Origin of the sequence: Achromobacter pestifer (assembly GCF_902859625.1) — a bacterium.
Lineage (GTDB): Bacteria > Pseudomonadota > Gammaproteobacteria > Burkholderiales > Burkholderiaceae_B > Achromobacter > Achromobacter pestifer.
In genome coordinates, this window is record NZ_CADIJX010000001.1 from 1,254,109 (window position 1) to 1,276,993 (window position 22,885).

Annotated in this window: 21 protein-coding genes; 6 read left to right on the plus strand and 15 right to left on the minus strand. The window is 62.4% G+C overall.

The window, feature by feature from the left end; genetic code table 11:
- Positions 1 to 40: 40 nt before the first annotated feature.
- The 11 genes from lpxD to rpsB form a co-directional block, all read right to left on the minus strand.
- Complete coding sequence (gene lpxD, locus HV753_RS05450) at positions 41 to 1,138, minus strand: UDP-3-O-(3-hydroxymyristoyl)glucosamine N-acyltransferase (protein ID WP_175173372.1); 1,098 nt, start codon at positions 1,136 to 1,138, stop codon at positions 41 to 43.
- Positions 1,139 to 1,155: 17 nt separating this feature from the next.
- Positions 1,156 to 1,716 carry an OmpH/Skp family outer membrane protein gene (locus HV753_RS05455; RefSeq protein ID WP_175173373.1) on the minus strand — a complete coding sequence of 187 codons (561 nt, stop codon included), beginning with the start codon at positions 1,714 to 1,716 and terminating at the stop codon, positions 1,156 to 1,158.
- A gap of 109 nt (positions 1,717 to 1,825) precedes the next feature.
- Positions 1,826 to 4,159: an outer membrane protein assembly factor BamA gene (gene bamA, locus HV753_RS05460; protein WP_175173374.1), complete on the minus strand. Its 2,334-nt coding sequence runs from the start codon at positions 4,157 to 4,159 to the stop codon at positions 1,826 to 1,828.
- Between the two features lie 53 nt (positions 4,160 to 4,212).
- Complete coding sequence (gene rseP, locus HV753_RS05465; protein ID WP_175173375.1) at positions 4,213 to 5,544, minus strand: RIP metalloprotease RseP; 1,332 nt, start codon at positions 5,542 to 5,544, stop codon at positions 4,213 to 4,215.
- A 49-nt stretch (positions 5,545 to 5,593) separates the two neighbouring features.
- A complete protein-coding gene (locus HV753_RS05470) occupies positions 5,594 to 6,793 on the minus strand; it encodes a 1-deoxy-D-xylulose-5-phosphate reductoisomerase (protein ID WP_175173376.1) in 1,200 nt (399 codons plus the stop codon).
- Positions 6,790 to 7,647: a phosphatidate cytidylyltransferase gene (locus HV753_RS05475; RefSeq protein ID WP_175173377.1), complete on the minus strand. Its 858-nt coding sequence runs from the start codon at positions 7,645 to 7,647 to the stop codon at positions 6,790 to 6,792. The genes HV753_RS05470 and HV753_RS05475 overlap by 4 nt, the downstream gene beginning before the upstream one ends.
- Before the next feature lie 51 nt (positions 7,648 to 7,698).
- On the minus strand, positions 7,699 to 8,463 hold the full coding sequence (gene uppS, locus HV753_RS05480) for a polyprenyl diphosphate synthase (RefSeq protein WP_175173378.1): 765 nt from the start codon (positions 8,461 to 8,463) through the stop codon (positions 7,699 to 7,701).
- 176 nt (positions 8,464 to 8,639) lie between these two features.
- Positions 8,640 to 9,200: a ribosome recycling factor gene (gene frr / locus HV753_RS05485; RefSeq protein WP_175173379.1), complete on the minus strand. Its 561-nt coding sequence runs from the start codon at positions 9,198 to 9,200 to the stop codon at positions 8,640 to 8,642.
- 15 nt (positions 9,201 to 9,215) lie between these two features.
- Complete coding sequence (gene pyrH / locus HV753_RS05490) at positions 9,216 to 9,932, minus strand: UMP kinase (protein ID WP_006223440.1); 717 nt, start codon at positions 9,930 to 9,932, stop codon at positions 9,216 to 9,218.
- A gap of 98 nt (positions 9,933 to 10,030) precedes the next feature.
- Positions 10,031 to 10,909 (minus strand): translation elongation factor Ts, encoded by an 879-nt coding sequence (tsf, locus tag HV753_RS05495; protein ID WP_175173380.1) that lies wholly within the window; start codon positions 10,907 to 10,909, stop codon positions 10,031 to 10,033.
- A 179-nt stretch (positions 10,910 to 11,088) separates the two neighbouring features.
- Positions 11,089 to 11,838 (minus strand): 30S ribosomal protein S2, encoded by a 750-nt coding sequence (gene rpsB / locus HV753_RS05500; RefSeq protein WP_175173381.1) that lies wholly within the window; start codon positions 11,836 to 11,838, stop codon positions 11,089 to 11,091.
- A gap of 821 nt (positions 11,839 to 12,659) precedes the next feature.
- On the opposite strand from rpsB, the gene map reads away from it, so the two are divergent.
- From map to HV753_RS05525, 5 genes are all read left to right on the plus strand, one after another.
- A complete protein-coding gene (map, locus tag HV753_RS05505) occupies positions 12,660 to 13,481 on the plus strand; it encodes a type I methionyl aminopeptidase (protein WP_175173382.1) in 822 nt (273 codons plus the stop codon).
- Positions 13,482 to 13,500: 19 nt separating this feature from the next.
- Complete coding sequence (locus HV753_RS05510; protein ID WP_175173383.1) at positions 13,501 to 16,107, plus strand: [protein-PII] uridylyltransferase; 2,607 nt, start codon at positions 13,501 to 13,503, stop codon at positions 16,105 to 16,107.
- A gap of 80 nt (positions 16,108 to 16,187) precedes the next feature.
- Entirely contained in the window at positions 16,188 to 16,901 is a 714-nt protein-coding gene (locus tag HV753_RS05515; protein ID WP_006223445.1) for a MarC family protein, read from the plus strand.
- Between the two features lie 48 nt (positions 16,902 to 16,949).
- Entirely contained in the window at positions 16,950 to 17,435 is a 486-nt protein-coding gene (locus HV753_RS05520; RefSeq protein ID WP_175173384.1) for a disulfide bond formation protein B, read from the plus strand.
- A gap of 3 nt (positions 17,436 to 17,438) precedes the next feature.
- Entirely contained in the window at positions 17,439 to 17,960 is a 522-nt protein-coding gene (locus HV753_RS05525; RefSeq protein WP_175173385.1) for a M48 metallopeptidase family protein, read from the plus strand.
- Positions 17,961 to 18,041: 81 nt separating this feature from the next.
- Here HV753_RS05525 and purF read toward each other — a convergent pair whose 3' ends face one another.
- The 4 genes from purF to folC all read right to left on the minus strand — a co-directional run bounded on the left by purF (position 18,042) and on the right by folC (position 22,270).
- On the minus strand, positions 18,042 to 19,562 hold the full coding sequence (gene purF / locus HV753_RS05530) for an amidophosphoribosyltransferase (protein WP_175173386.1): 1,521 nt from the start codon (positions 19,560 to 19,562) through the stop codon (positions 18,042 to 18,044).
- 30 nt (positions 19,563 to 19,592) lie between these two features.
- Complete coding sequence (locus HV753_RS05535) at positions 19,593 to 20,081, minus strand: CvpA family protein (RefSeq protein ID WP_046807457.1); 489 nt, start codon at positions 20,079 to 20,081, stop codon at positions 19,593 to 19,595.
- On the minus strand, positions 20,081 to 20,896 hold the full coding sequence (locus HV753_RS05540; protein ID WP_175173387.1) for an SPOR domain-containing protein: 816 nt from the start codon (positions 20,894 to 20,896) through the stop codon (positions 20,081 to 20,083). Before HV753_RS05540 ends, HV753_RS05535 begins: the two co-directional genes overlap by 1 nt.
- 63 nt (positions 20,897 to 20,959) lie before the next feature.
- On the minus strand, positions 20,960 to 22,270 hold the full coding sequence (gene folC, locus HV753_RS05545) for a bifunctional tetrahydrofolate synthase/dihydrofolate synthase (RefSeq protein ID WP_175173388.1): 1,311 nt from the start codon (positions 22,268 to 22,270) through the stop codon (positions 20,960 to 20,962).
- 164 nt (positions 22,271 to 22,434) lie between these two features.
- Here folC and HV753_RS05550 point away from each other — a divergent pair, with 164 nt between their 5' ends.
- The gene (locus tag HV753_RS05550; protein ID WP_175173389.1) at positions 22,435 to 22,851 is read left to right on the plus strand and encodes a cupin domain-containing protein; all 417 of its coding nucleotides are present in this window, start codon (positions 22,435 to 22,437) and stop codon (positions 22,849 to 22,851) included.
- Positions 22,852 to 22,885 lie beyond the last annotated feature (34 nt).

Here is a 22,885-nt window from a genome sequence, read left to right on the forward strand (position 1 = left end):
TAATTTTGGCGTGTGCGCGCCAGGGCGGCAATCGCGCGCCCTAGTCTTTTTCCAGCGTCCGCACGCGGCGGCGCAGTTGCGCCAACTGTTGTATCACGGCGGCGTTGCGCTGCCATTCGCCATGTTCCGCATACGGGAACACCCCGGTATAGCGGCCAGGCTTCGAAATGCTGGACGTCACCGCAGTGCCGCCCGATATGTGTACATCGTCGGCCAGGGTCAGGTGGCCCGACAGCATCGCCGCGCCACCAATGGTGCAGCGTTCGCCGATCGTGGTGGAGCCGGCGATTCCGACGCATGCCGCCACGGCGGTATGTGCCCCGATTCGCACGTTGTGCGCCACCATGATCTGGTTGTCCAGCTTTACGCCATCGGCCACCACGGTGTCGTCCAAGGCGCCCCGATCGATCGTGGTATTGGCCCCAATTTCGACGTCAGCGCCGACAGAGACACCACCCAACTGGGGAATCTTGCCCCAGGCGCCCTTGCCCAGGGACGGATCCGGCGCAAAGCCAAATCCGTCAGCGCCCAGCACGGCACCACTATGAATGATCGCCCGAGCCCCGACTTTCACGCCCTCGTACAGCGTGACGTGTGCGTGCAAGCGGCTTCCGGGTCCAACGGATGAACCTGCGCCAATGACGCAGCCCGGTCCCAGCACGGTATCGCGGCCGATGCGTGCACCGGCCTCCACCACACAGTTGGGACCGATGCGCACGCCTTCTTCGATGATCGCGTCAGGCGCAACCACGGCCGAAGGATGCGTAGCAGCGGGTTCCGCAGGCCGGCGCGCGGCATCGAACCATTGCGCCACTCGCGCATACAGCAGATAGGGATGTTTGCAGACGACCAGCGCGAATGGCGGCCGGGCAGCCCCCTCGGCTTCCAGAGCCTCGGCAACGTCGGCCGAGACGATGACCGCCCCTGCCTGCGTCGACCCAAGCTGACTCTGATAACGGGGGTTCGCCAGGAATGCAATTTCCTGGCTACCTGCCGAAGACAGGGTGCCGATGCCGCAGACCCGCAAGGGGTCTGCGCCGGGCAATGCGCTGATACGCCAGTCCATACCCTGGGTGTCGGCGGCGCTCAACAGTGCTTCAAGGGTTGGCGCGCGGGCAAGATCCAGTAAAACCGGCATAACTCGACGGGTACTGCTTACTTGCCCAGGCTCTGAATCACCTTGTCGGTGATGTCGATGCGCGGGTTGACCGTCACGGCGTCCTGAATGATCAGGTCGTAGTTTTCTTGCTCGGCGATGCGCTTGATCGTCTCGTTAGCCTTCGTCACGATGCCCGAGAACTCTTCATTGCGGCGGCGATTGAAGTCTTCCTGGAATTCACGACGCTTGCGTTGCAGGTCGGTATCCAGGTTCGACAGTTCGCGCTGGCGCTTGACGCGATCCGATTCCGACAGAACGGGGGCGTCCTTGTCGAATTTCTCGGCTTGCGAACGCAGGCTGTTATTCAGGCGTTGAAGTTCGTCGTCGCGCTTCTTGAATTCGGCTTCGATCTTGCTTTGCGCCGTCTTGGCCGGGCCCGACTCACGCAGAATCCGCTCGGTGTTGACGAAGCCGATCTTGGTGTTTTGAGCTTGTGCGGGAATCGCAGCAGCCGAACCGAGAATGAGCGCACCCACCAGGGCAATGGAGCCGCCCAGCTTGCCACGACGCTTGGCGCCCGGCGTATTCGATGATTTAAGTGCGAAATCAGACATCATGAAAATCTCACCTTCCAGTAAGGCAAAGCCAAAGTATGTATTGTGCCACTAAACAGCAAGGGAGCTGGCCAAGCAGGCCCCTCCCTTGTTTTCAAGCGTAACGGCCTGCTTAGAAACCGGTTCCGATCTGGAACTGGAAGCTTTGCTTGTCGTCACCCGTCTTGGAGTTAAGCGGACGAGCATAGGACAACTGCAACGGCCCCATCGGCGACTGCCACGACAGACCCACACCGGCCGAGAAACGCCAGCCGCAAGGATCTTCGACTTCAGTGTTATTGCGCCCGCGAGTGCAGCTCAAACCGCTGCCCGCCGCGACCTGACCCGCGTCGCTGAAGACAAACCAGCGCAACGTACGGTCCTTCGAGGCCCCCGGGAACGGCAGATACAGCTGCGCGTTGGCGACGATGCGGCGCGTACCGCCCAGATAGTCGCCCGTGAGCGTATCGCGCGGGCCCAGCGACGAGCCTTCGTAACCACGAACAGTGCCGATACCACCGGCGTAGACGTTCTTGATAACCGGGTAGTTCTTGCTACCGTAGCTGCGGCCCCAATCCACCATGCCGTTCAAGGCCAGGGTGTAGGAACCGCCCAGCGGCACGAAATACTGCTGTTGGCCTGTCAACATCGTGTATTGCAGGTCAACCGTGGAAACGTCGGCCTTCAAGCGCGTGTACGAACCCTTGGTGGGCGCCAATGCGCTATCCCGCGTATCGTTGGACCAGCCCGTGCTGAAGATCACCGAGTTCGTGGAATCGCCGTATTGCTGAACGAAATCCTTGTAGGCCTGCGGCGAATTCGTGAACAGATCAATCTGGTTGTGCTCGAAGTTGGCACCCAGGAAGATCCGGTCGTATTCCGAGATCGGAATACCGAAGTTCATGCCCAGGCCGATAGCCTTGACGCGATAATCGCCGTCGTTGTTATTCCAAGGCTCGGTCACACGGTAGTACGCGGACGTGGTGCGGCTGATGCCGTCCTTGGTCCAGTACGGATCGGTGTGCGACAGCACGATTGCCCGGTTGGTCTTGCTGGTATTCAATTGCAGCGTCAGGTTGGTGCCGCTGCCGAAAACGTTGTCTTCACTGATGCCTGCCGACAGAATCGCCTTTTCGGACGAGCCGTAGCCCACGCCCAGGTTGATCATGCCGGTGGGCTTTTCCTTCACGTCGACGTTCACGTCGACCTGGTCGGGAGAACCCGGAACCGGATCGGTCTTGACGTTGACGTCGCTGAAATAGCCCAGGCGGTCGACACGGTCGCGCGAGGTCTTGATGTCCTTCGCGTCGTACCAGGCCGCTTCTTGCTGGCGCATTTCGCGGCGCACGACTTCGTCGCGCGTGCGGGTATTGCCGCCGATCTGAATGCGACGCACATAGACACGGCGGCTCGGATCGACATAGAACGTCAGATCGGCTTCGTGCTTGGCGCGGTCCAGCTGCGGATTCGGGTTCACGTTGGCGAAAGCGTAGCCCAATTCACCCAGGTAATCGGTGATGGCCTTGGCCGAACCGTTGGCCTTGGCCGCCGAGAAGGTTTCTTCCGGCTTGACTTGCACCAGCGCGTTGATTTCCTTGTCCAGGCCCAGCAGATTGCCGGCCAGCTTCACGCTGCGCACCTTGTAGGGTTCGCCTTCGTGAACGGTGATCGTGATGCGGATGTCCTTGCGATCAGGCGAAATCGTGACCTGCGGCGGCTCGACCGAGAATTCCAGGTAACCCTGGTCCAGGTAGAACGAGCGCAACCGTTCCAGATCGCCTTCAAGCTTTTCACGCGAGTACTTGTCGGTATCGGTGTACCAGGTCAACCAGCCCGGCGTCGTCAGCTTGAACTCGTCAAGCAGATCGCTTTCAGAGAACGCCTTGTTACCAACGAAACGGATTTCCTGGATGCGGGCGACCGACCCTTCAAACACGTCAAAGCTCACGCCGACGCGATTGCGCGGCAGCGGAGTCACGGTTGAAGTCACTTCAACACCGTACTTGCCCTTGGACAGGTACTGCTGCTTCAGCTCATATTCCGCGCGTTCAAGCATCGAACGGTCGAAGATTCGGCCCTCGGCGAACCCCACCTGGCCGAGCGAGGTGGTGATGGCCTTGGAATCGAATTCGCGCATGCCGTTGAAATTGACGGAGGCGATCGTCGGACGTTCCTGCACGACCACGACGACAACGTTGTTGTCCGTCTGGATCTGCACGTCGGTGAAAAAGCCTGTGCCGTACAAGCGGCGAATGGCTTCAGTCGCTTCTTCTTCGGTGAACTTCTCGCCAACCTTGACGGGAAGATAGCCAAACACCGTGCCGGCGTCTGTCCGTTGAATACCCTCTACGCGGATATCCCGCACGACAAAAGGGTCGAAGGCTTGGGCCATGGCCGGCAGCAACAATGCGGCGATCAGACCCGGCAGTACACCCTTTTTGTGATGAAACATCCGGCGAAAAGACATCCTTGAGTATCCTCGGTCGTGCAAATAGCGGGGGATTTTATGCTAAAGCGCGTTTAAGTGAATAAACGCGTGAAATCGTTGAACAGCGCAAGCCCCATGAGGCCTGCCAATAAACCTATGCCGGCGCGCTGCCCGATATCGATCCACCTTGCTGGCGGCGGGCTACCCCGCACAATTTCGACGAGATAGTACAGCAGATGGCCACCATCCAGCATAGGAATGGGCAGCAAATTTAGTACGCCAAGGCTGATACTGATCAAGGCGATATAGGCGATATACGCAACAATGCCGATTCTGGCGGTCTGGCCGGCGTAATCCGCGATCGTGACGGGGCCGCTGACATTGCGCCACGACACATCGCCCGTCACCATGCGGCCCATCATGCGCAGCGAGAACCAGGCGGTATCCCACGTGCGGACGGCACCGCGCCAGACGCTATCAAATACGCCGTAGCGCACGGTGACCATCGGGATGTCGCCACCCAGCTGGACGCCCAGGCGCCCGATTTCCTGACCGTTGACCGTTTCTGCCCTGGGCGTGACGTTCAACGAGATATTGGCGCCGTCGCGCAGCAGCGTCAGCGCCAACGTCTTGCCTGCGCTTTCCTGAATCTGCTTGACCAGCGCGCCGGTATCCGGCGTAGGCTGACCATTCACCGCCACGATCAGATCACCCTGACGCAAGCCGGCTGCCTGCCCTTCCCCGCCATCATTGACGGCGCGCACGGCAGGCTTGGGCTGAGCCAGGCGGATGCCAGCCGCGGCCAGCGGATCCCCGCCAGACGGGTCCATCGCATTGGCTGGCAGGTTCAGTTCGCGCTGCTGAGTGGCGCCACTGGGCGTGCTGACTTCGATTTGGGCGCGGCCGCCGGTGGCCATCACGTCCATCAGGCGCCAACGGGCGTCAGACCACGAAGCGACCTCCTGGCCATCGATGGCCAGGATACGGTCGCCCGGGAGCAGGCCGGCGCGGGCAGCGGGCGTGTCCACGGCGGGCTGCGCAATGATCGCCTGCGGTTCGTCGGTGCCGGCCATGTTCAGGCCGGCATACAGGAACACCGCAAGAATCAGATTGAAGATGGGGCCGGCAGCGACGATGGCGATACGCTTGCCAACGGACTTGTTATTGAACGAACTGGCAGCCTCAGCGGCGGAGGCGCCAGGAGGCGGATCGTCCTGCATCTTGACGTAGCCGCCCAGCGGCAAGGCGGAAACCGCCCATTCCGTGCCATTGCGATCGGTGCGCCGAAGGATGACCTTGCCGAACCCCACCGAAAAACGCAGCACTTTCACGCCGCACAGGCGGGCCACCCAATAATGTCCGAGTTCATGAAAGATGATCAGGGAGCCAAGCGCAACCGCAAAGGCCAAGAGGGTGAAAAGCATTGGAATTGGGGTCGGAATCTAGGAAATCAGAAGCAAGCGCGGCCAGCCATCAGGCCAGTCCCAGGTTACCCGCGAAGATGCGGGCCTCGGAATCCAGCGCCAGCACATCGTCAAGACTGCTGAGCGTAACAGATGCCTGCCGCGCCTGCCACTCCAGGGAGGCCTCGATGACTCTCGGAATCCAGGTATAGGCCAGCCGCCCGCCCAAAAACGCCTCGACCGCGACCTCATTGGCCGCATTGAGCGCAACGCAGGCGGCCTGCCCCGAGCGCAACGCCGCGAAAGACAGTGCCAGACAGGGAAATCGGGCCAGATCCGGCTTTTCGAAATCCAGGCGCCCCAGACGAGTCAGGTCCAGCGGACCCACGCCACTTTCCAGCCGCTCAGGGAAACCCAGCCCGTAGGCGATCGGGGTGCGCATGTCGGGCTGGCCCAGTTGCGCCAGGATCGAGCCATCGTCGTACTCCACCATCGAATGGACGACACTTTGGGGGTGCACCACGACCTCGATACGGTCGGCGGGCATGGCAAAGAGCCAATGCGCCTCGATGACTTCCAGGCCCTTGTTCAGCATGGTGGCGGAATCCACCGAAATCTTGCGACCCATGCTCCAGTTGGGATGCGCGCAGGCCTGAGCCGGCGTCACCTCGTGCAAGTCTTCCAGATCGCGATTACGGAACGGCCCACCCGAGGCCGTGAGCAGCAAGCGGCGCACGCCCGGCGCGGCAGCATCAGGCGCCCCGGCCCTGCCCCCGTGCGGCATGCACTGGAAGATGGCATTGTGTTCGCTATCAATAGGAAGCAATTCGGCGCCGTTATCGCGAATAGCCTGCATGAAGAGCGAACCTGCCGCGACCAACGCCTCTTTATTTGCCAGCAGCACGCGCTTGCCGGAGCGTGCCGCGGCAAGCGCCGCCGGCAACCCGGCCGCGCCGACGATCGCGGCCATGACCGAGTCGCACCCAGGATCTGCCGCGGTATCGGCCAGCGCCTGCGCGCCCACGCGAATCTCGGGTATTGGCTGCGTACCGGCCCAGGCGGCTTCAAACCGCTTGCGGGCGGCCTCGTCGGGAACCACCACGACTGAGGCGCGGCTGGCCTGCGCCTGCTCAGCCAGGCGTTCCATCCGGCTGTATGCGGACAGCGCATACACCGCCAACCTATCGGGATGGCGGGCAATCACATCCAGCGTGCTTTCACCGATCGACCCCGTCGATCCCAGCACGACGACGCGCTGAAAAGCCCTCAAAACAACACTCCAGACAAAAGTAGCGCAAACGGCGCCACGGGAAGAATCGCGTCGATCCGGTCATAGACACCGCCATGGCCAGGCAGCAGCGTGCTGGAATCCTTGCGGCCCGCGCGGCGCTTGAGCAGCGACTCGAACAGGTCACCCACAATGGACACGACACCCAGCAGCGCCGCGATTGGCAGCGCCAGCCAGAAACTCCAGCGCTCGACCAGCGCATGGCCAAACGAGCCCACCCACAAGCTGGAAAGACCGATCCAGACGACGGCCCCCAACACACCAGCAATGGCGCCTTCGATGGTTTTGCCCGGACTGACACGCGGAGCCAGTTTACGCTTGCCGAACGCGCGCCCGGCAAAATAAGCCGCAATATCCGCGACCCAGACCAGCGCCAACAGCGACACCACAAAACCCGCGCCGCGCGCGACAAACATCTGCGCCAACACGGCCCAGGCGGCAAACGCGGCCGGCACCGAGAATATCGACCAGCCCAGACTGGCGGGCGGCGCGTCGGATCGGCCACGCACCACAGCCGCCACGCCACCAAACAGCCATACCGCGGCCACGGCGGGAACCACGTAGCGCAACACCCAGACCGGATCACGCCAGCCCGTGCGGTCGCCCGCCAGCCAGCCTGACGCCAGCGCCAGCATGCCGCCGAACAGCAGCACGGCAACACCAATGGAAATCAGGGGGGATGGAGGTTGCGGCAGCGTCAGACGCAGCCACTCCCAATTGGCGCACGCGGCAGCCAGGGCAAGCAACGCGACAAACCACCAGGGGTTGGCGCTGATCATCGCGGCGGCCAGAATGGCCAACAGAATGACGGCGGTAACGATACGCTGACCCAACATATGACGGTCTCCTCGGGTGCTGCTCTGGAAAGACGCTTGTCGCCGTCCGGTTTACTGCGCGCCGTCTTCGCTGACTTGCGCGCTGGTGCGGCCGAAACGGCGTTCGCGGGTGCGATACCAGTCAAAAGCCGCTTGCAGCTCCGCCGCGCCGAAATCCGGCCAATAGCGATCCGTGAAGTAGAACTCCGCGTAGGCCATCTGCCAGATCAGGAAATTGGAAATGCGCTGTTCACCGCCCGTGCGGATGAACAGATCGGGTTCGGGCGCCCAGGACATGGAGAGATGTCGGGCCAGGCGCTCTTCGTTCACCATCTCAGGCTGGCTGGCCAGCGCCGGCTCGGCGGCCAGCATCGCGCGGGTGGCCTGCAAGATGTCCCAGCGGCCACCGTAGTTGGCGGCAACGGTCAGATGCAGGCGGTCATTGTGCGCGGTGCGCTCTTGCGCGGCGAAAATGAGTTCCTGCAAGCGGGGCTCGAAAGCGCTCAGGTCGCCGATCACGTGCAGCCGTACGCCCTGCTCGTCCAGCTTGCCGATCTCGCGCTCCAGCGCCTGCACGAACAGGCGCATCAACAGCGAGACTTCCTCGGCGGGCCGGCGCCAGTTCTCGGAACTGAACGCGAACAGCGTCAAATAACGCACGCCGGCACGGCCACAGGCCTCGACAACACGGCGCACCGCCTGCACACCCTTGGCGTGCCCAGCCGTGCGGGGCAGCAGCCGACGAGTCGCCCACCGGCCATTGCCATCCATGATGATGGCAACATGCTCGGGAATGTCGCGAGTATCGGGAACCGCCTGGGTCGAACTGGTTGCCATGGGCTGGAGCTACGCGCGGAGGGCCGGCGAAAATCAGAAATACGGGAGAAAAACCTGCGCCGTCGTTCCATTGCTGCATAAGGGTGCTGCGGGGCAATGGAAAGGACGGCGCATAGGCAGGAAATCCTGACGCCGGAGCAGAACGGCCATGCCGTCCGCTCCAGGGCGATCTGGAATTATACGGTCATGATTTCCGCTTCTTTCTGGACGACCATCTTGTCGATGTCGGCCACGGCACGATCGGTCAACTTCTGGACGTCGTCCTGCGAACGACGTTCGTCGTCCTCGGAGATTTCCTTGTCCTTGACCAACTTCTTCAATGCTTCGTTCGCTTCGCGGCGCAGGTTGCGCACGGCGATCTTGGCATCTTCGCCTTCGCTACGGACCACTTTGGTCAGGTCGCGGCGGCGCTCTTCCGTCAGGGCCGGCATCGGCACACGGATGGTGTCGCCCATCGAAATGGGGTTCAGACCCAGGTCCGATTCACGGATGGCCTTTTCGATCGGGCCTGCCATCTGCTTTTCGTAGGGCTGCACGCTAAGGGTGCGAGCGTCCACGAGGTTCACGTTGGCGACTTGCCCAACCGGCACCGGGGAACCGTAATAGTCGACCTGAACGTGATCCAGGATGCCAGTATGGGCGCGACCCGTGCGGATCTTGCCCAGGTTGATCTTGAGCGTATCAAGCGACTTGGCCATTCTGGCATCGGCGGACTTGCGGATTTCTGCGGCGCTCATGGAATTTCCTTTTCTTTAAACGTGTACCAATGTGCCTTCGTCTTCGCCGCTGACGACTCGCTTGAGCGCGCCGGACTTATTGATCGAAAACACTTTGATCGGCAGTTTCTGGTCACGGCACAGCGCGAACGCGGTGGCGTCCATGACTTCCAGACGGCGGACAATCGCTTCATCGAAGCTAATGCGCGCGTATCGCGTAGCAGTGGGATCCTTGTTGGGGTCCGCACTGTAGATGCCGTCCACTTTGGTGGCTTTCAACACGATCTCCGCGCCGATTTCGGCGCCACGCAAGGCAGCGGCGGTATCGGTGGTGAAGAAGGGGTTGCCGGTACCCGCGGCGAAAATGACTACCTTGCCCTCTTCGAGGTAACGCAAGGCCTTCGGGCGGATGTAGGGCTCGACGACCTGATCGATGTTCAGGGCGGATTGTACGCGGGTGTCGATGCCCTTGTGCTTGAGCGCATCTTGCAGCGCAAGCGCGTTCATGATGGTGGCCATCATGCCCATGTAGTCGGCGGTGGCGCGGTCCATGCCCTGCGCACCCGGGGCGACGCCACGGAAAATGTTACCTCCGCCAATGACGATGGCCAATTCGACGCCTGTGGCGGCGACTTCGGCAATCTCATCGGTCATACGGACGATGGTGGCGCGATTGATGCCAAATGCATCATCGCCCATCAGCGCCTCGCCGGAAAGTTTGAGAAGAACCCGTTTGTATGCTCTGCTGCTCATAGGTGATATCCCGAGGAACAATCCGACGAAAGTGTAAGACAAGAAATAGGCCGGACTAGAATTTAATCTAGCACCGGCCTTTAAGCACTACCGTGAGGTCAGGCGACGCCAGCGGCGGCGGCTGCAACCTCAGCGGCGAAGTCGCTGGTCTTCTTCTCGATACCTTCGCCGACAACAAACAGCACGAACTTGGTGATCGAAGCGCCCTTTTCCTTCAGGTGCTGCTCAACCGTGTGCTTGTCGTTCTTGACGAACGGCTGCGACAACAGGGTCACTTCCTTCAGGAACTTCGCAACCGAACCTTCGACCATCTTGGCGACGATTTCAGCCGGCTTGCCCGATTCAGCAGCCTTCTGCTCGGCAACCGAGCGCTCGGCGGCGATGTCGGCCGGGTTCACGCCGTCAGCGTTCAAGGCCTTGGGCTTGGTGGCGGCGATGTGCATCGCCAGATCCTTGCCCACTTCCTCGGCGCCCGAGTATTCCACCAGCACGCCGATGCGGCCGCCGTGCACGTAGCTGGCCAGCGCGTTCGGGGTCTCGATGCGCTCGAAGCGGCGGATCGAGATGTTTTCGCCGATCTTGCCGATCAGGGCGGTGCGGGTCGTTTCAACGGTGCCTTCGCCGTACGGCAGCGCCGACAGAGCGGCCACGTCGGCCGGGTTCTGCGTGGCGACCAGTTCGGCCAGCTTGTTCACGAAGCCAACGAAGTCGTCGTTCTTGGCGACAAAGTCGGTTTCGCAGTTGATTTCGATCACGGCGCCTTGCTTGGCGTCGGCGGAGATGAACAGACCGATCAGGCCCTCGGCGGTGACGCGGGCAGCGGCCTTGCTGGCCTTGTTGCCCAGCTTGACGCGCAGGATTTCCTCGGCACGAGCCAGGTCGCCGTCGGCTTCCGTCAGGGCCTTCTTGCACTCCATCATGGGCGCGTCGGTCTTCTCGCGCAGTTCCTTGACCAGGGCAGCGGTAATTTCAGCCATGTTTGCTCCAATTTTTGCTAAGACACGCCCCGGCTCGCCGGGGCAGTGATTTGATTCGATGGGACGCCCGCGTTTCGCGGGTTCGGAAGATGGGAGCCCACCTTCGCAGTGCCGGCGAGGCGGGAGCGGACCTGTTCAGGGCCGCTCCCAGACACTAACCGCCGGACATGACAGCAGGCTTAGGCCTGGTTGTCCTGCACTTCGACGAACTCTTCCTGACCTTCACCCGACTCTTCGACCAGACCGTTCATGTTCTGTTCGCGGCCTTCCAGCACGGCGTCGGCGATGCCCTTGGCGTACAGCGCGATGGCCTTGGCCGAGTCATCGTTACCCGGGATGACGTAGTCGATACCGTCGGGCGAGTGGTTGGTGTCAACCACGGCCACGACCGGGATGCCCAGCGTCTTGGCTTCGGCGATGGCGATCTTGTGGTAGCCGACGTCGATGACGAACATGGCGTCAGGCAGACCGTTCATGTCCTTGATGCCGCCGATCGACTTGTTCAGCTTGTCCAGTTCGCGTTGGAACAGCAGACCTTCCTTCTTGATCATGCGCTCGGCGCCGCCTTCGGCGACAACGACTTCCATGTCCTTCAGGCGCTTGACCGAGGTCTTGACCGTCTTGAAGTTGGTCAGCATGCCGCCGAGCCAGCGGGCGTCGACGAAGGGCATGCCGCAACGGGAGGCTTCGGAGGCAACCAGATCACGCGCAGCGCGCTTGGTGCCAACAAACAGGATGTTGCCGCCGCGAGCAGCCAGCTGCTTCACGAACTTGGTGGCTTCCTGGTACTTATCAACCGTCTTTTCCAGGTTGATGATGTGAATCTTGTTGCGGTGACCGAAGATGTACTGAGCCATCTTGGGGTTCCAGTAACGGGTTTGGTGACCGAAGTGGACACCCGCTTCCAGCATTTCGCGCATCAAAGACATGTAATTCTCCAAGGGTTGATTTCTTGCGCCGCACCTGCATCAGCATCTGGCTGACACCCTGGGTGGTGTTGCGCGCGATTTCCCGCGACATGCGGGATGGACTACATTTTAACCGGGCCGACCGATCACTGCTGCAATTACTGCCGCTGCAACTATTGCTGCTGCGATAAACCCAGACGGCCGCCACGACGAAAACCTTGCACTGCATACTTGCACCGCACTTAACCCAGACCCACCAGGAATTTCCTGGAAGTTTCTGGCGGAAGTGGCTTCCGGGCTTCTTTCGGGTTTCTCACGACCCCCAAAAGTTACCTGCCAAGCGCACCCGGACCTGTTTTGTTGGCAGCGAAATCCAGCTCTTCGCGTCTGGCCTTTCAGCCTGGCGCGCATCAGATCGCCGGGGCATTTCTTAAGAAAACACACGTGCTTTCAAGAACTTAAACCGACATCCATACCGAACCTGCATCGCCGCTCTAAAACATGACCAAGCTTACAAGCACGCCGTGCCCCAGCGCAGGATCAGTCCATGCCGCCCACTTGCCCGTTGCTGCCAGCACCCGCTCTCACCATCCCAGAACCTGACAACCTGCCCGATTTCGCTCCACAACCTTCGCTTGCGGTGAAACTTGAGGGCCAATCGCCGATCTCATGGCATGGATCGCGTGGGTACCATCAACATCAGAAAAGGGGCAGCCAAGCCCAATCTTTCCGCCGGGATCGGCTCTTGCCGTAACCCGATTGCTCCCCAAAATTTTGGGGAAGCCTATAATTCTACTATTCTTTCAAGCAGACATTCAAGCGAGAGATCGCCAAGTTACTCCATGGGCACAATTACCAACCCGGCCGACCTGGCCAAAATGCGCGCCGCCTGCCAGGACGCCGCCAAAGTTCTCGATTTCATCACCCCCCACGTGAAGCCGGGTGTAACAACCGGAGAGCTGGACCGCCTCTGCCTGGAATACCTGACTGACGAACTGAAAGTGAAGTCCGCCACCGTGGGCTATGCCCCGCCGGGCTATCCCCCCTTCACCGGCGCCATCTGTACGTCCGTGAACCACCAGGTTTGCCACGGCATTCCCGGCGACAAGGTGCTGAAAAACGGCGATTCGCTCAATATCGACGTCACCATCATCAAGGATGGCTGGTTCGGCGACACCAGCCGCATGTACGCGGTGGGCGAGCAATCCATTCTGTCGCGCCGCCTGACCGACATCACCTTTGAATGCATGTGGAAAGGCATCCAGCAGGTGAAAAACGGCGCCACGCTGGGCGATGTGGGCCATGCCATCCAGAAACACGCGGAATCCAACGGCTTTTCGGTCGTCCGCGAGTTCTGCGGCCACGGCATCGGCCAACGCTTCCATGAAGATCCGCAGGTGCTGCACTACGGCAAGCCCGGCACGGGCGTGAAATTGGTGACGGGCATGCTCTTCACCATTGAACCCATGATCAACGCCGGCCGGCGCGAGATCCGCCAGTTGTCCGACGGCTGGACGGTTGTGACCCGCGATCACAGCCTGTCGGCGCAATGGGAGCATGCTGTATGTGTAACCGAAACCGGTTACGAGGTGCTGACCCTCTCTCCGGGCATGCCGCAACCCCCGGCCTTCATCACCGAGCCCATCATCATCCCCGCCGTCTAAGGCCCAGTCGCCCGCCACCATGACCGCCGAAGTACTGAGCGCCCTGCGCGAACGCATCCAGCAATCCCGGCGGGCCGCGGTGGCCCAGTTCCGGGAACACGAACGCCCGGACACCCTGCTGTCCGAGCTACGCCGCATCGTGGATGCCGCGCTGCGCGACTTGGTAAAGCACTATCCCTTGCCTGCCGGCGCCACGCTGGCAGCCGTGGGCGGCTATGGCCGGGGTGAGCTCTACCCGCATTCCGACGTCGACCTGCTGATCCTGCTGCCGCACGCGCCCCAGCGCGAAGACGAATCCGCCATCGAGCAACTGGTGGCCTCTTTGTGGGACCTGGGCCTGGAGCCCGGCCACAGCGTACGGACCATTGAAGACTGCGAGCGCGAGGCGGACGCCGACATCACGGTGGAAACCTCGCTGCTGGAATCGCGCTGGCTGGCGGGCAGCCGCACGTTGATGAAGAAGTTCGACGCGGCCACCAAGTCGCGCCTGGACCCGCGCGCCTTTTTCCGCGCCAAGCGCGTGGAAATGCAGCAACGCCACGCCCGCTACCACGACACCCCCTACGCGCTGGAACCGAACTGCAAAGAATCACCGGGCGGTCTGCGTGACCTGCAAGTCATCATGTGGATGGCTCGCGCCGCGGGGTTTGGCCACAATTGGCGATCCGTGGCCCAAGCCGGCCTGCTGACCTCTTCAGAGGCGCGCGATCTGCGTCGCGCCGAACAAGCCTTCAAGCGCCTGCGCATCGAACTGCACCTGCTGTCGAACCGCCGCGAAGACCGCGTGCTATTTGACCTACAGCCCGCCCTGGCCGAGGTTTATGGCATCCACGCCACCGCCACGCGACGTGGCAGCGAACTGCTGATGCAGCGCTACTACTGGGCGGCACGGCTGGTCACGCAACTGAACGGCATCCTGGTGCAGAACATCGAAGAGCGCCTGTTTCCGCGCCCTGACAGCGATGCGCGCGATATCGATGATGATTTCCGCAATCTGCGCGATCGCCTGGACATCATCCGTGACGACGGCTTCGAGCGTAATCCCACGCTGCTGCTGCGCGCCTTCCTGCTCATGCAGCAGCATCCCGAACTGACCGGCATGTCGGCACGCACGCTGCGGGCCATCTGGCATTCGCGCCATCGGATCGACGCGCAGTTCCGCCGCAATCCCGTCAACCGCAAGCTGTTCCTGCAAATCCTGCAACAACCGCGCGGCATCGTGCATGAGCTACGGCGCATGACCATGCTGAACATCTTGCCGCGCTACCTGCCGGTATTCCGTCGCATCGTCGGCCAGATGCAGCATGACCTGTTCCATGCCTACACGGTGGACCAGCACACGCTGGCGGTGGTGCGCAACCTGCGCCGCTTCACCATGCCCGAGCACGCCCAGGAATATCCGATGGCCAGCCAGCTGATTGCCGGCCTGGACCGGCACTGGCTGCTGTATGTGGCGGCGCTGTTCCATGACATCGCCAAGGGCCGCGGTGGCGATCACTCGGAACTCGGCGCCCGCGAAGTGCGCAAATTCGCGCACGACCACGGCATGGACGACGAAGACACCCAACTGGTGGAATTCCTGGTACGTCAGCACCTGTTGATGTCAGCCGTGGCGCAAAAGCGCGACCTGTCCGATCCGGCCGTGGTGCAGGAATTTGCCGCCACCGTCAAAGACGAACGCCGCCTGACCGCGCTGTACCTGCTGACGGTGGCCGACATCCGCGGCACCAGCCCAAAGGTCTGGAACGCCTGGAAAGGCAAGCTGCTGGAAGACCTGTACAAACTGACGCTGGCGGCCCTGGGTGGCGCCCATGCCGACGCCCACACCGTGCTGACCGAGCGCAAGGAAGAAGCCGCGCGCCTGACCCGCCGGGCCGGACTGCGGGACGACGCCCGGGAAGCTTTCTGGAATCAATTGGACGTGGCGTACTTCCTGCGCCATGACGCCTCCGATATTGCCTGGCACACCCGCCACCTGTACCACCAGGTCGCCCCCGCACAGGCCGTCGTCAAGGCACGCCCCACCGAACAGGGGGAAGGGCTGCAAATCATGGTCTATACGCGCGACGCGCCGGACCTGTTCGTCGCGATCTGCGGTTTTTTCGACGCCAAGAGTCTGTCCATTCAGGATGCGCGCATCCATACCACGCGCCACGGCTGGGCCCTGGACAGCTTCATCGTGCTGCTGCCCGAAGGAGCCAGCGATCTGCGCGCCCAGGCCGCGCTGGTTGAACACGAACTGGCGGAACGCCTGAAAGACCCGCAGGCCGCCGCCTTGGCGCAGCCCAACCGGGGCGGCCATTACGGCCGCAACCGGCAGTCGCGGGTATCGCGAGTGTTCCCCGTCATGCCCCAGGCCGAATTGCAACCCGACGAGCGCAGCACATCCTGGCGCCTGTCCGTCACGGCCACCGATCGGCCGGGCCTGCTGCACGCCCTGGCGCGCGTGTTCGCCCAGCACGAAGTCAACCTGCTCATGGCCAAGATCATGACGTTGGGCGACCGCGTGGAAGACGTGTTCATCGTGGATGGCTCGGCACTGGCTCGCCCCCGCAGCCAAATGCAGTTTGAACGCGACGTTCTGGACGCACTGGCCGGCGAGGAAGCGCAGCAGCGCGTCGCCTGATCCGCAACCGCCCCCAAGCATCGCCAGAGCACCCCGGAGCGCATACAATCCGGGTTTTCGGCTAGGCGACACCCGCTCCCATGCAGCTCAACGACTATTTGCGCGTTTTTGGCGGCAGTTTTTTCTTTGCGCTGGCCACGCTCCTGCCCTTCCTGAACCCGCCGGCCATTGCGCCAATCTTCCTGTCATTGACCGAAGGCGCGTCGTCGTCGACCCGCATGGTGTTGGCCAAGCGCGTGGCGATCAACGTCTGTCTGATGCTGATCGTGGCGATGGTGGCGGGCAACGTGCTGCTGAGCTTCTTTGGCATTTCCTTGTCCATCGTGCGGGTCGGCGGCGGCATGCTGGTGATCGCCAGCGCCTGGCGGCTGGTGAATTCCCCGGATGCCGACACCGAGCGCGTGGCGCGCATGGCCGAATCCTTTACACCCGAAATGGCCAAGGCCCGCGCCTTCTATCCGCTGACCTTCCCGATCAGCTGCGGCCCGGGCTCGATCGCGGCCGCCATCACCGTCGGCGTCTCGTTGCGGGACCAGAACCATGTGCTGAGCCTGGTGCGGCTGGGCGGCTCGATTCCGGGCATCATCGCGGTGTCCTTGACGCTGTACATTTGCCTGCGCTTCGCCGCCCAGATGCTGCATCGACTAGGCGACAATGGCACCGCCGTATTCATGCGGCTGTCGGCGTTCATCATGCTTTGCCTTGGCGTGCAGATCTTCTGGGAAGGTGCTCGCGACCTGATGCTTGGCGTATTGACGCAAGTCATGCAACCAATTCCGATTCCTAAAGCCTAAGCCTTGCCGCGCAATGAACCGGCTCCGATCAACCTGACATCCAGAACAATGACCACTCGCTCCGAACGCCTGCTTCGCCTGATCGCCCTATTCTGCTTTGGCGCTGTTGGCGTGGCCCTCGTCTCCCAGCACGTTTTCGACATGCCGCCCTGCGCCTGGTGCGTCATGCAACGCCTGATTTATCTGGTGATCGGCATCATCGCCCTGGTCGGGGGGTTTGGCGGCGGACGCGCGCTGACGCGGATCAGCGGCGCACTGGCGGCCCTGCTGTCCTTGGCCGGCGTTGCCGCCGCCTGGTACCAATACAGCGTGGCCGCCAACATGCTGTCGTGCGACCAGACCTTCGCCGACCGCTTCATGACCGGCATCGGCGTGGAAAGCGCGATCCCCTGGTTGTTTGGCATTTTCGCGACCTGCATGGACGCCAAGGTGCCCGTGCTGGGCATCGAATACGCCCTGTGGAGCCTGGCGCTCTTCGTGATTCTGTTCTTCATGGCCCTGCCCGTCGCCTTCCGGCGCGGCCGCCCCCAATAAGCGGTGTCCACCCTGAAGTACCTGACCGGCTATCCGGAACCACTGCTGCATCAGGCCCAGACCCTGTTGGACCAAGGCAAGCTCGGGGCTGCGCTGCTGTCGCGCTACCCCGACGGCCCCCACGGCGTCCGTACCGACCGTGCGCTGTACCAGTACGTGACGGATCTGAAAAACACCTATCTGCGCAACGGCGACCTGATCAACAAGGTCGCCTTTGACAGCAAGATCCACGTGATCCAGCACGCGCTGGGCCAGCATACGTACATCTCGCGCGTGCAAGGCGGCAAACTGAAGGCCAAGCACGAGATCCGCGTGGCCACGCTGTTCAAGACCGTGCCCGCGGAATTTCTGAAGATGATCACGGTGCACGAGCTGGCGCACCTGAAAGAGAAGGACCACAACAAGGCGTTCTATAACCTGTGCCTGCGGATGGAGCCGCACTACCATCAGTACGAGTTCGATCTGCGCCTGTATCTGACGCATCTGGACGCGACACGCGACGCCTTGTGGGACACCAAGGCGTAGGCAGCGCCGCTGCCTGCCGCAAAAGAAAAATGCCGTCCCACAAGGGACGGCATTTTTGATGGCGCAGAGCGAAACGAGCGATCAGGCTTCGTTGGCAGCGTAGCCCATGTTGAACTTCAGGCCGCTGGCGCCTTCGTCCTGGCCCGGCTCCGCACGCGACTGGCCCAGGCGGGCCAGGTATTCGGCGGTGATGTCGCCGGTGACATAGTCACCATCAAAGCACGACGCTTCGAAACGCGACATCCTGGGGTTCAGGTCGCGCACCGATTGCTGCATGTCGGCCAGATCCTGGTAGATCAACGAATCGGCGCCGATCGCACGGGCGATTTCCTCATCGTTGCGGCCGGTGGCAATGAGTTCCTGCTGCGTGGGCATGTCGATGCCGTACACGTTGGGGAAACGAACCGGAGGCGCGGCCGAGGCGAAGTACACCTTGTTGGCGCCAGCGGCACGCGCCATGTCGACGATCTCGCGGCTGGTGGTGCCACGCACGATGGAGTCGTCAACCAGCAGCACGTTCTTGCCCTTGAACTCCATGCCGATGGCATTGAGCTTCTGGCGCACCGATTTACGGCGCACGGCCTGGCCCGGCATGATGAAGGTACGGCCCACGTAACGGTTCTTGATGAGCCCTTCGCGGTAATCAAGATTCAGGCGCGCAGCCAGCTGCATGGCGGCGGGACGCGACGAATCCGGAATCGGCATCACGACGTCAATGTCGCCCAAACGCATGTTGCGGGCAACCTTGTCGGCCAGGTATTCACCCATGCGCAGGCGAGCGTCGTAGACCGACACGCCATCGATCAGCGAATCCGGGCGCGCAAAGTACACGTATTCAAAAATGCAGGGCACCAATTGCGGGTTTTCAGCGCACTGGCGGCTGACGAAGCGGCCGTCCAGGTCGACGAACACGGCTTCGCCAGGTTCGACGTCACGCACGAAGATGAATCCGCTGCCTTCCAGCGCCACGGATTCCGAGGCCACCATCCATTCGGTGCCCTCATCCGTGTCCATGCGACCGATGCACAGCGGACGAATGCCGTTGGGATCGCGGAACGCCAGCAGGCCGTAGCCGGAGATCTGCGCCACGACGGCATAAGCGCCGCGCACGCGCTTGTGCAGGGCCGACACGGCGCGGAAGATTGCGTCGTCATCAAGCGAGACCCCGTTGGCCGACGACTGAAGCTCATGCGCCAGCACGTTCAGCAGTACTTCGGAATCAGAGTTGGTGTTGATGTGGCGGCGGTCGACGCGATAGAGCGATTCACGCAGTTCGCGCCAGTTGGTCAGGTTGCCGTTGTGGGCGAACATGATGCCGAACGGGGCGTTGACGTAGAACGGCTGGGCCTCTTCCTCGCTGGCGCTGGAGCCCGCGGTGGGATAGCGGACCTGGCCAACGCCAGACGTACCCGGCAACGAACGCATGTTGCGCGTACGGAAGACGTCGCGCACCAGGCCGTGAGCCTTGTACATATTGAATTGGTTGCCTTGCGACGTCGCGATGCCCGCGGCGTCCTGCCCGCGATGCTGCAACAGCAGCAAGCTGTCATAGAGCAGCTGGTTGACCGGCCCGCGCCCGATGACCCCTACGATTCCACACATGGTGAGATTTCCTGGTTGATTTGAAGCTAATCAATACGGCAGCCACGTCGCCAAAGACGGCGGCAGCCACGTTTTGATATGTTTGATGGCCTCGATGGCCGAATGCGAAAACATGGCGTCCTTCCACCACGGCTCTTGGGGCAGCGGCGTATAGCCCGCTGCGGCGACCAGCGCCAGCACGATCAACAGACCACGGGCCAGTCCGAACATTCCCCCCAAACCGTGATCGGCGGGGCTGAGTCCGGTACTGCGGATCAAGGCGGCTAGCGTCATGTTGACCAAACCCACACCGAGCAGCACGAGGATGAACACCACGGCGTAGGAAACTCCCATGCGCAGCAGCGTCGTTTCAATATAGGGTTCCAGCCACGTATAAACCGTGGGACCCCACCATATCGCGGCCACGAAAGCCAGCAGATAGGCGACCAGCGACAGCACCTCTTTGAGCAAGCCGCGCACCAGGCCCAGCACACCCGAGACCGCCAGGATGGCCAGCACGACGAAGTCGAAGCCGGTCACTATTGGGCGGCAATGAAACCATTGTCATAGCCCAAGGTGCGCAAACGCGCCTGGGCCGCCTGCGCCGCCTCGCGCGAAGGGAATGGCCCCACGCGCAAACGGTACTGCTGTTTGCCTCCGATGGAGGCTTGTTCCACAAATGCGTTGGTGACTCCGGCCTGATGCAGTTTGCCGCGACGTGACTGGGCGTCTTCCGATGTCGTGTAGGCAGCGATCTGAAGCACGAAGTTCCCCTTGGCGGCCGGCGCGGCGGGCTTGGCCGCAGGCGCGGGTGCCGATCGGCCTTCCAGCAGCGCCAACGCGCGCGCGCCGTCATCGGAACGTGCGTCGGGCTTGGGCGGCGTGGCCGGTTTCGGCTCGGGCTTGGGCTCGGGCTTGGGTTTGACCTCGGGCTTGGGCGGCGTGGCCGGCGGCGTCACTTGCGTGGCGGGCGGCTGCGCGGGCGGCGCAACGGCCACGGGCGGCACCGAGGTGACCGGCGGCGGCGTCGGAACGCCAGCAGGGTCCGTGGGTGCTGCGCCCGGCGTCGTCGCTTCCGGCGTGACCGGCGCGGAAGCTTGCGGATCGCTTACCTGCGGCTGGAACGGCGTATTGCGTTCCGGCACGCGGATGGGAATGTTGTCGGCAACCGGTACGGGCTGCGAATCAAGCACCATGGGAAGAATGATGACAGCCGCCAACACCAGGGCGACGGCACCTGCCAGCCTGCGCCGCGCGCGGCCGCGCAGCTCCGCAGCCTGCACCTCGCTAGGCACTGCCGCCCGTTTGGAGGACTGCGCCTGATCGGCAGGATCTTTGCGATTGAAAAAACCCATGGAAGAGAATTCCTTGCGGCGCCTTGCGGCAATATGGCGGCGGGCCGCCACAACCCGATTTGCCTACGCCTTGCGACCCAGAGCCTGCAAAACCGAGGCCACGGTGAGAAACGACCCAAACACCACGATTCTATCATTCTCGACCGCCCGTTCGCGCGCCGCGGCGAAGGCTTGCGCGGGATCCGCGTAGGCGGCAATGCTGGGGCTTTCGGCCCCGGCCGGCGATGGCGGCAAGGCAGCGGCAACCTGATCGGCCAGCGCCTGGCCGGACGTGCCACGCGGCCCAGGCAGCCCGGCGCAGTACCAGTGGTCGATGCGCGTGCCCAGCTTGGCCACCACACCCGCCAGGTCCTTGTCGTTCAACATGCCGAACACCGCGTGGGTATAAGGATGGAACCCCATGTTGTCCAGGTTCTGCGCCAGCACGGCGGCGGCATGCGGATTGTGCGCCACATCCAGGATCACGGCGGGCTGGCCCGGCAAGATCTGGAAACGGCCCGGCAGCGAGGCTTGCAGCAGCCCCAGGCGCACGGCCTGCTGCTGGACCGGCAAACGGTCACGCACGGATTCCAGCGCGGCCAGGGCGGCCGATGCATTCAGCAACTGATTGGCGCCGCGCAGCGCCGGATAGGCCAGCGCACTACGGCGCTGTTCACGGCCGCCGAAAGCCCATTGCTGGCGATCGCCGGAATAGTTGAAGTCGCGTCCGAACAGCCAAAGATCGGCGCCGATCTGCTCGACGTAGTCCAGCAGCGATTGCGGCGGCACCGGATCGCTGCAAATGGCAGGCCGACCGGCACGATAGATATGAGCCTTTTCAAAACCGATTTTTTCGCGGGTATCGCCCAACCAGTCGGTGTGATCAAGGTCGACGCTGGTGACGATGGCGCAATCGGCGTCCACGATGTTGACGGCGTCCAGACGGCCGCCCAGGCCAACTTCCAGCACGACGGCATCCAGACGCGACTGCGAGAACAGGCGCAGGATGGCCAGCGTGGTGAATTCAAAGTACGTCAGTGAGACCTCGCCACGGGCGGCCTCGACCGCCTGGAACTGGGCGATCAGGGCGTCATCCGAGGCGATCTGGCCATTGACGCGGGCACGTTCGTTGAAATTGATCAGATGCGGGGACGTATACAGCCCGACCTTGTACCCCGCCGCCAACAGGATCGCTTCCAACATGGCACAGGTGGAGCCCTTGCCATTGGTGCCGCCAACAACGAATTTGATGCCAGACAATTCCAGCCCCATGCGCGCGGCGACTTCGCGGACGCGGTCCAGGCCCATGTCGATCGCGGTGGCGTGAATGGATTCCAGGTACTGGAGCCAATCGGACAAGGAAGCGGAAGCGTCAGGTACGCGAACAGAGGACATGGCGGGGGCACGAAGTGAGATCAGCCTTGGATTTTAGCAGTCCGTGCACGGTGTTTTCCCTAATCCCCTAGGGCGCGGCATAGTATCCCGGGCGAAAAAGCGCTTGCCGATGTTTTTCTCATACGTGAAAATAAATTTATGTATGAAAATTTAAACGGATGAACATGACGCAGCAACACACCCCAAGCTGGATGGTCCGCGAGGCCGACGTTCCGGGCTACCACCCCGCCAACCACACCGGCACGCTGAACCGCCGGCTGATCAGCCCGGAAACAGTGGGCGCGCGTGGCGTGGAAGTGCTGCTGGGCGTGATCGATAAGGGCAAGGGTGCACTGCCCCACGCCCACCCCGGCATTGAGCAGGTCTGTTATCTGATCTCGGGCACTGCGCGCGCCCAGGTCCAGGACGAATGGGCCGACATGGGCCCGGGCGATTGCTGCTACTTCCCGCCCGACATTCCCCACGTATTCACGGTGACCAGCGACGAACCCGCGCGCCTGCTGGTGATCTACACGCCCCCGTACGAAGAATCCCCCGATCGCGTCATCCGCGATTTCCCGGCCTCACCCGCTGCCGCCTGACGGCGCAGCAACAGGCAGCGGACGCAGAGCCGCG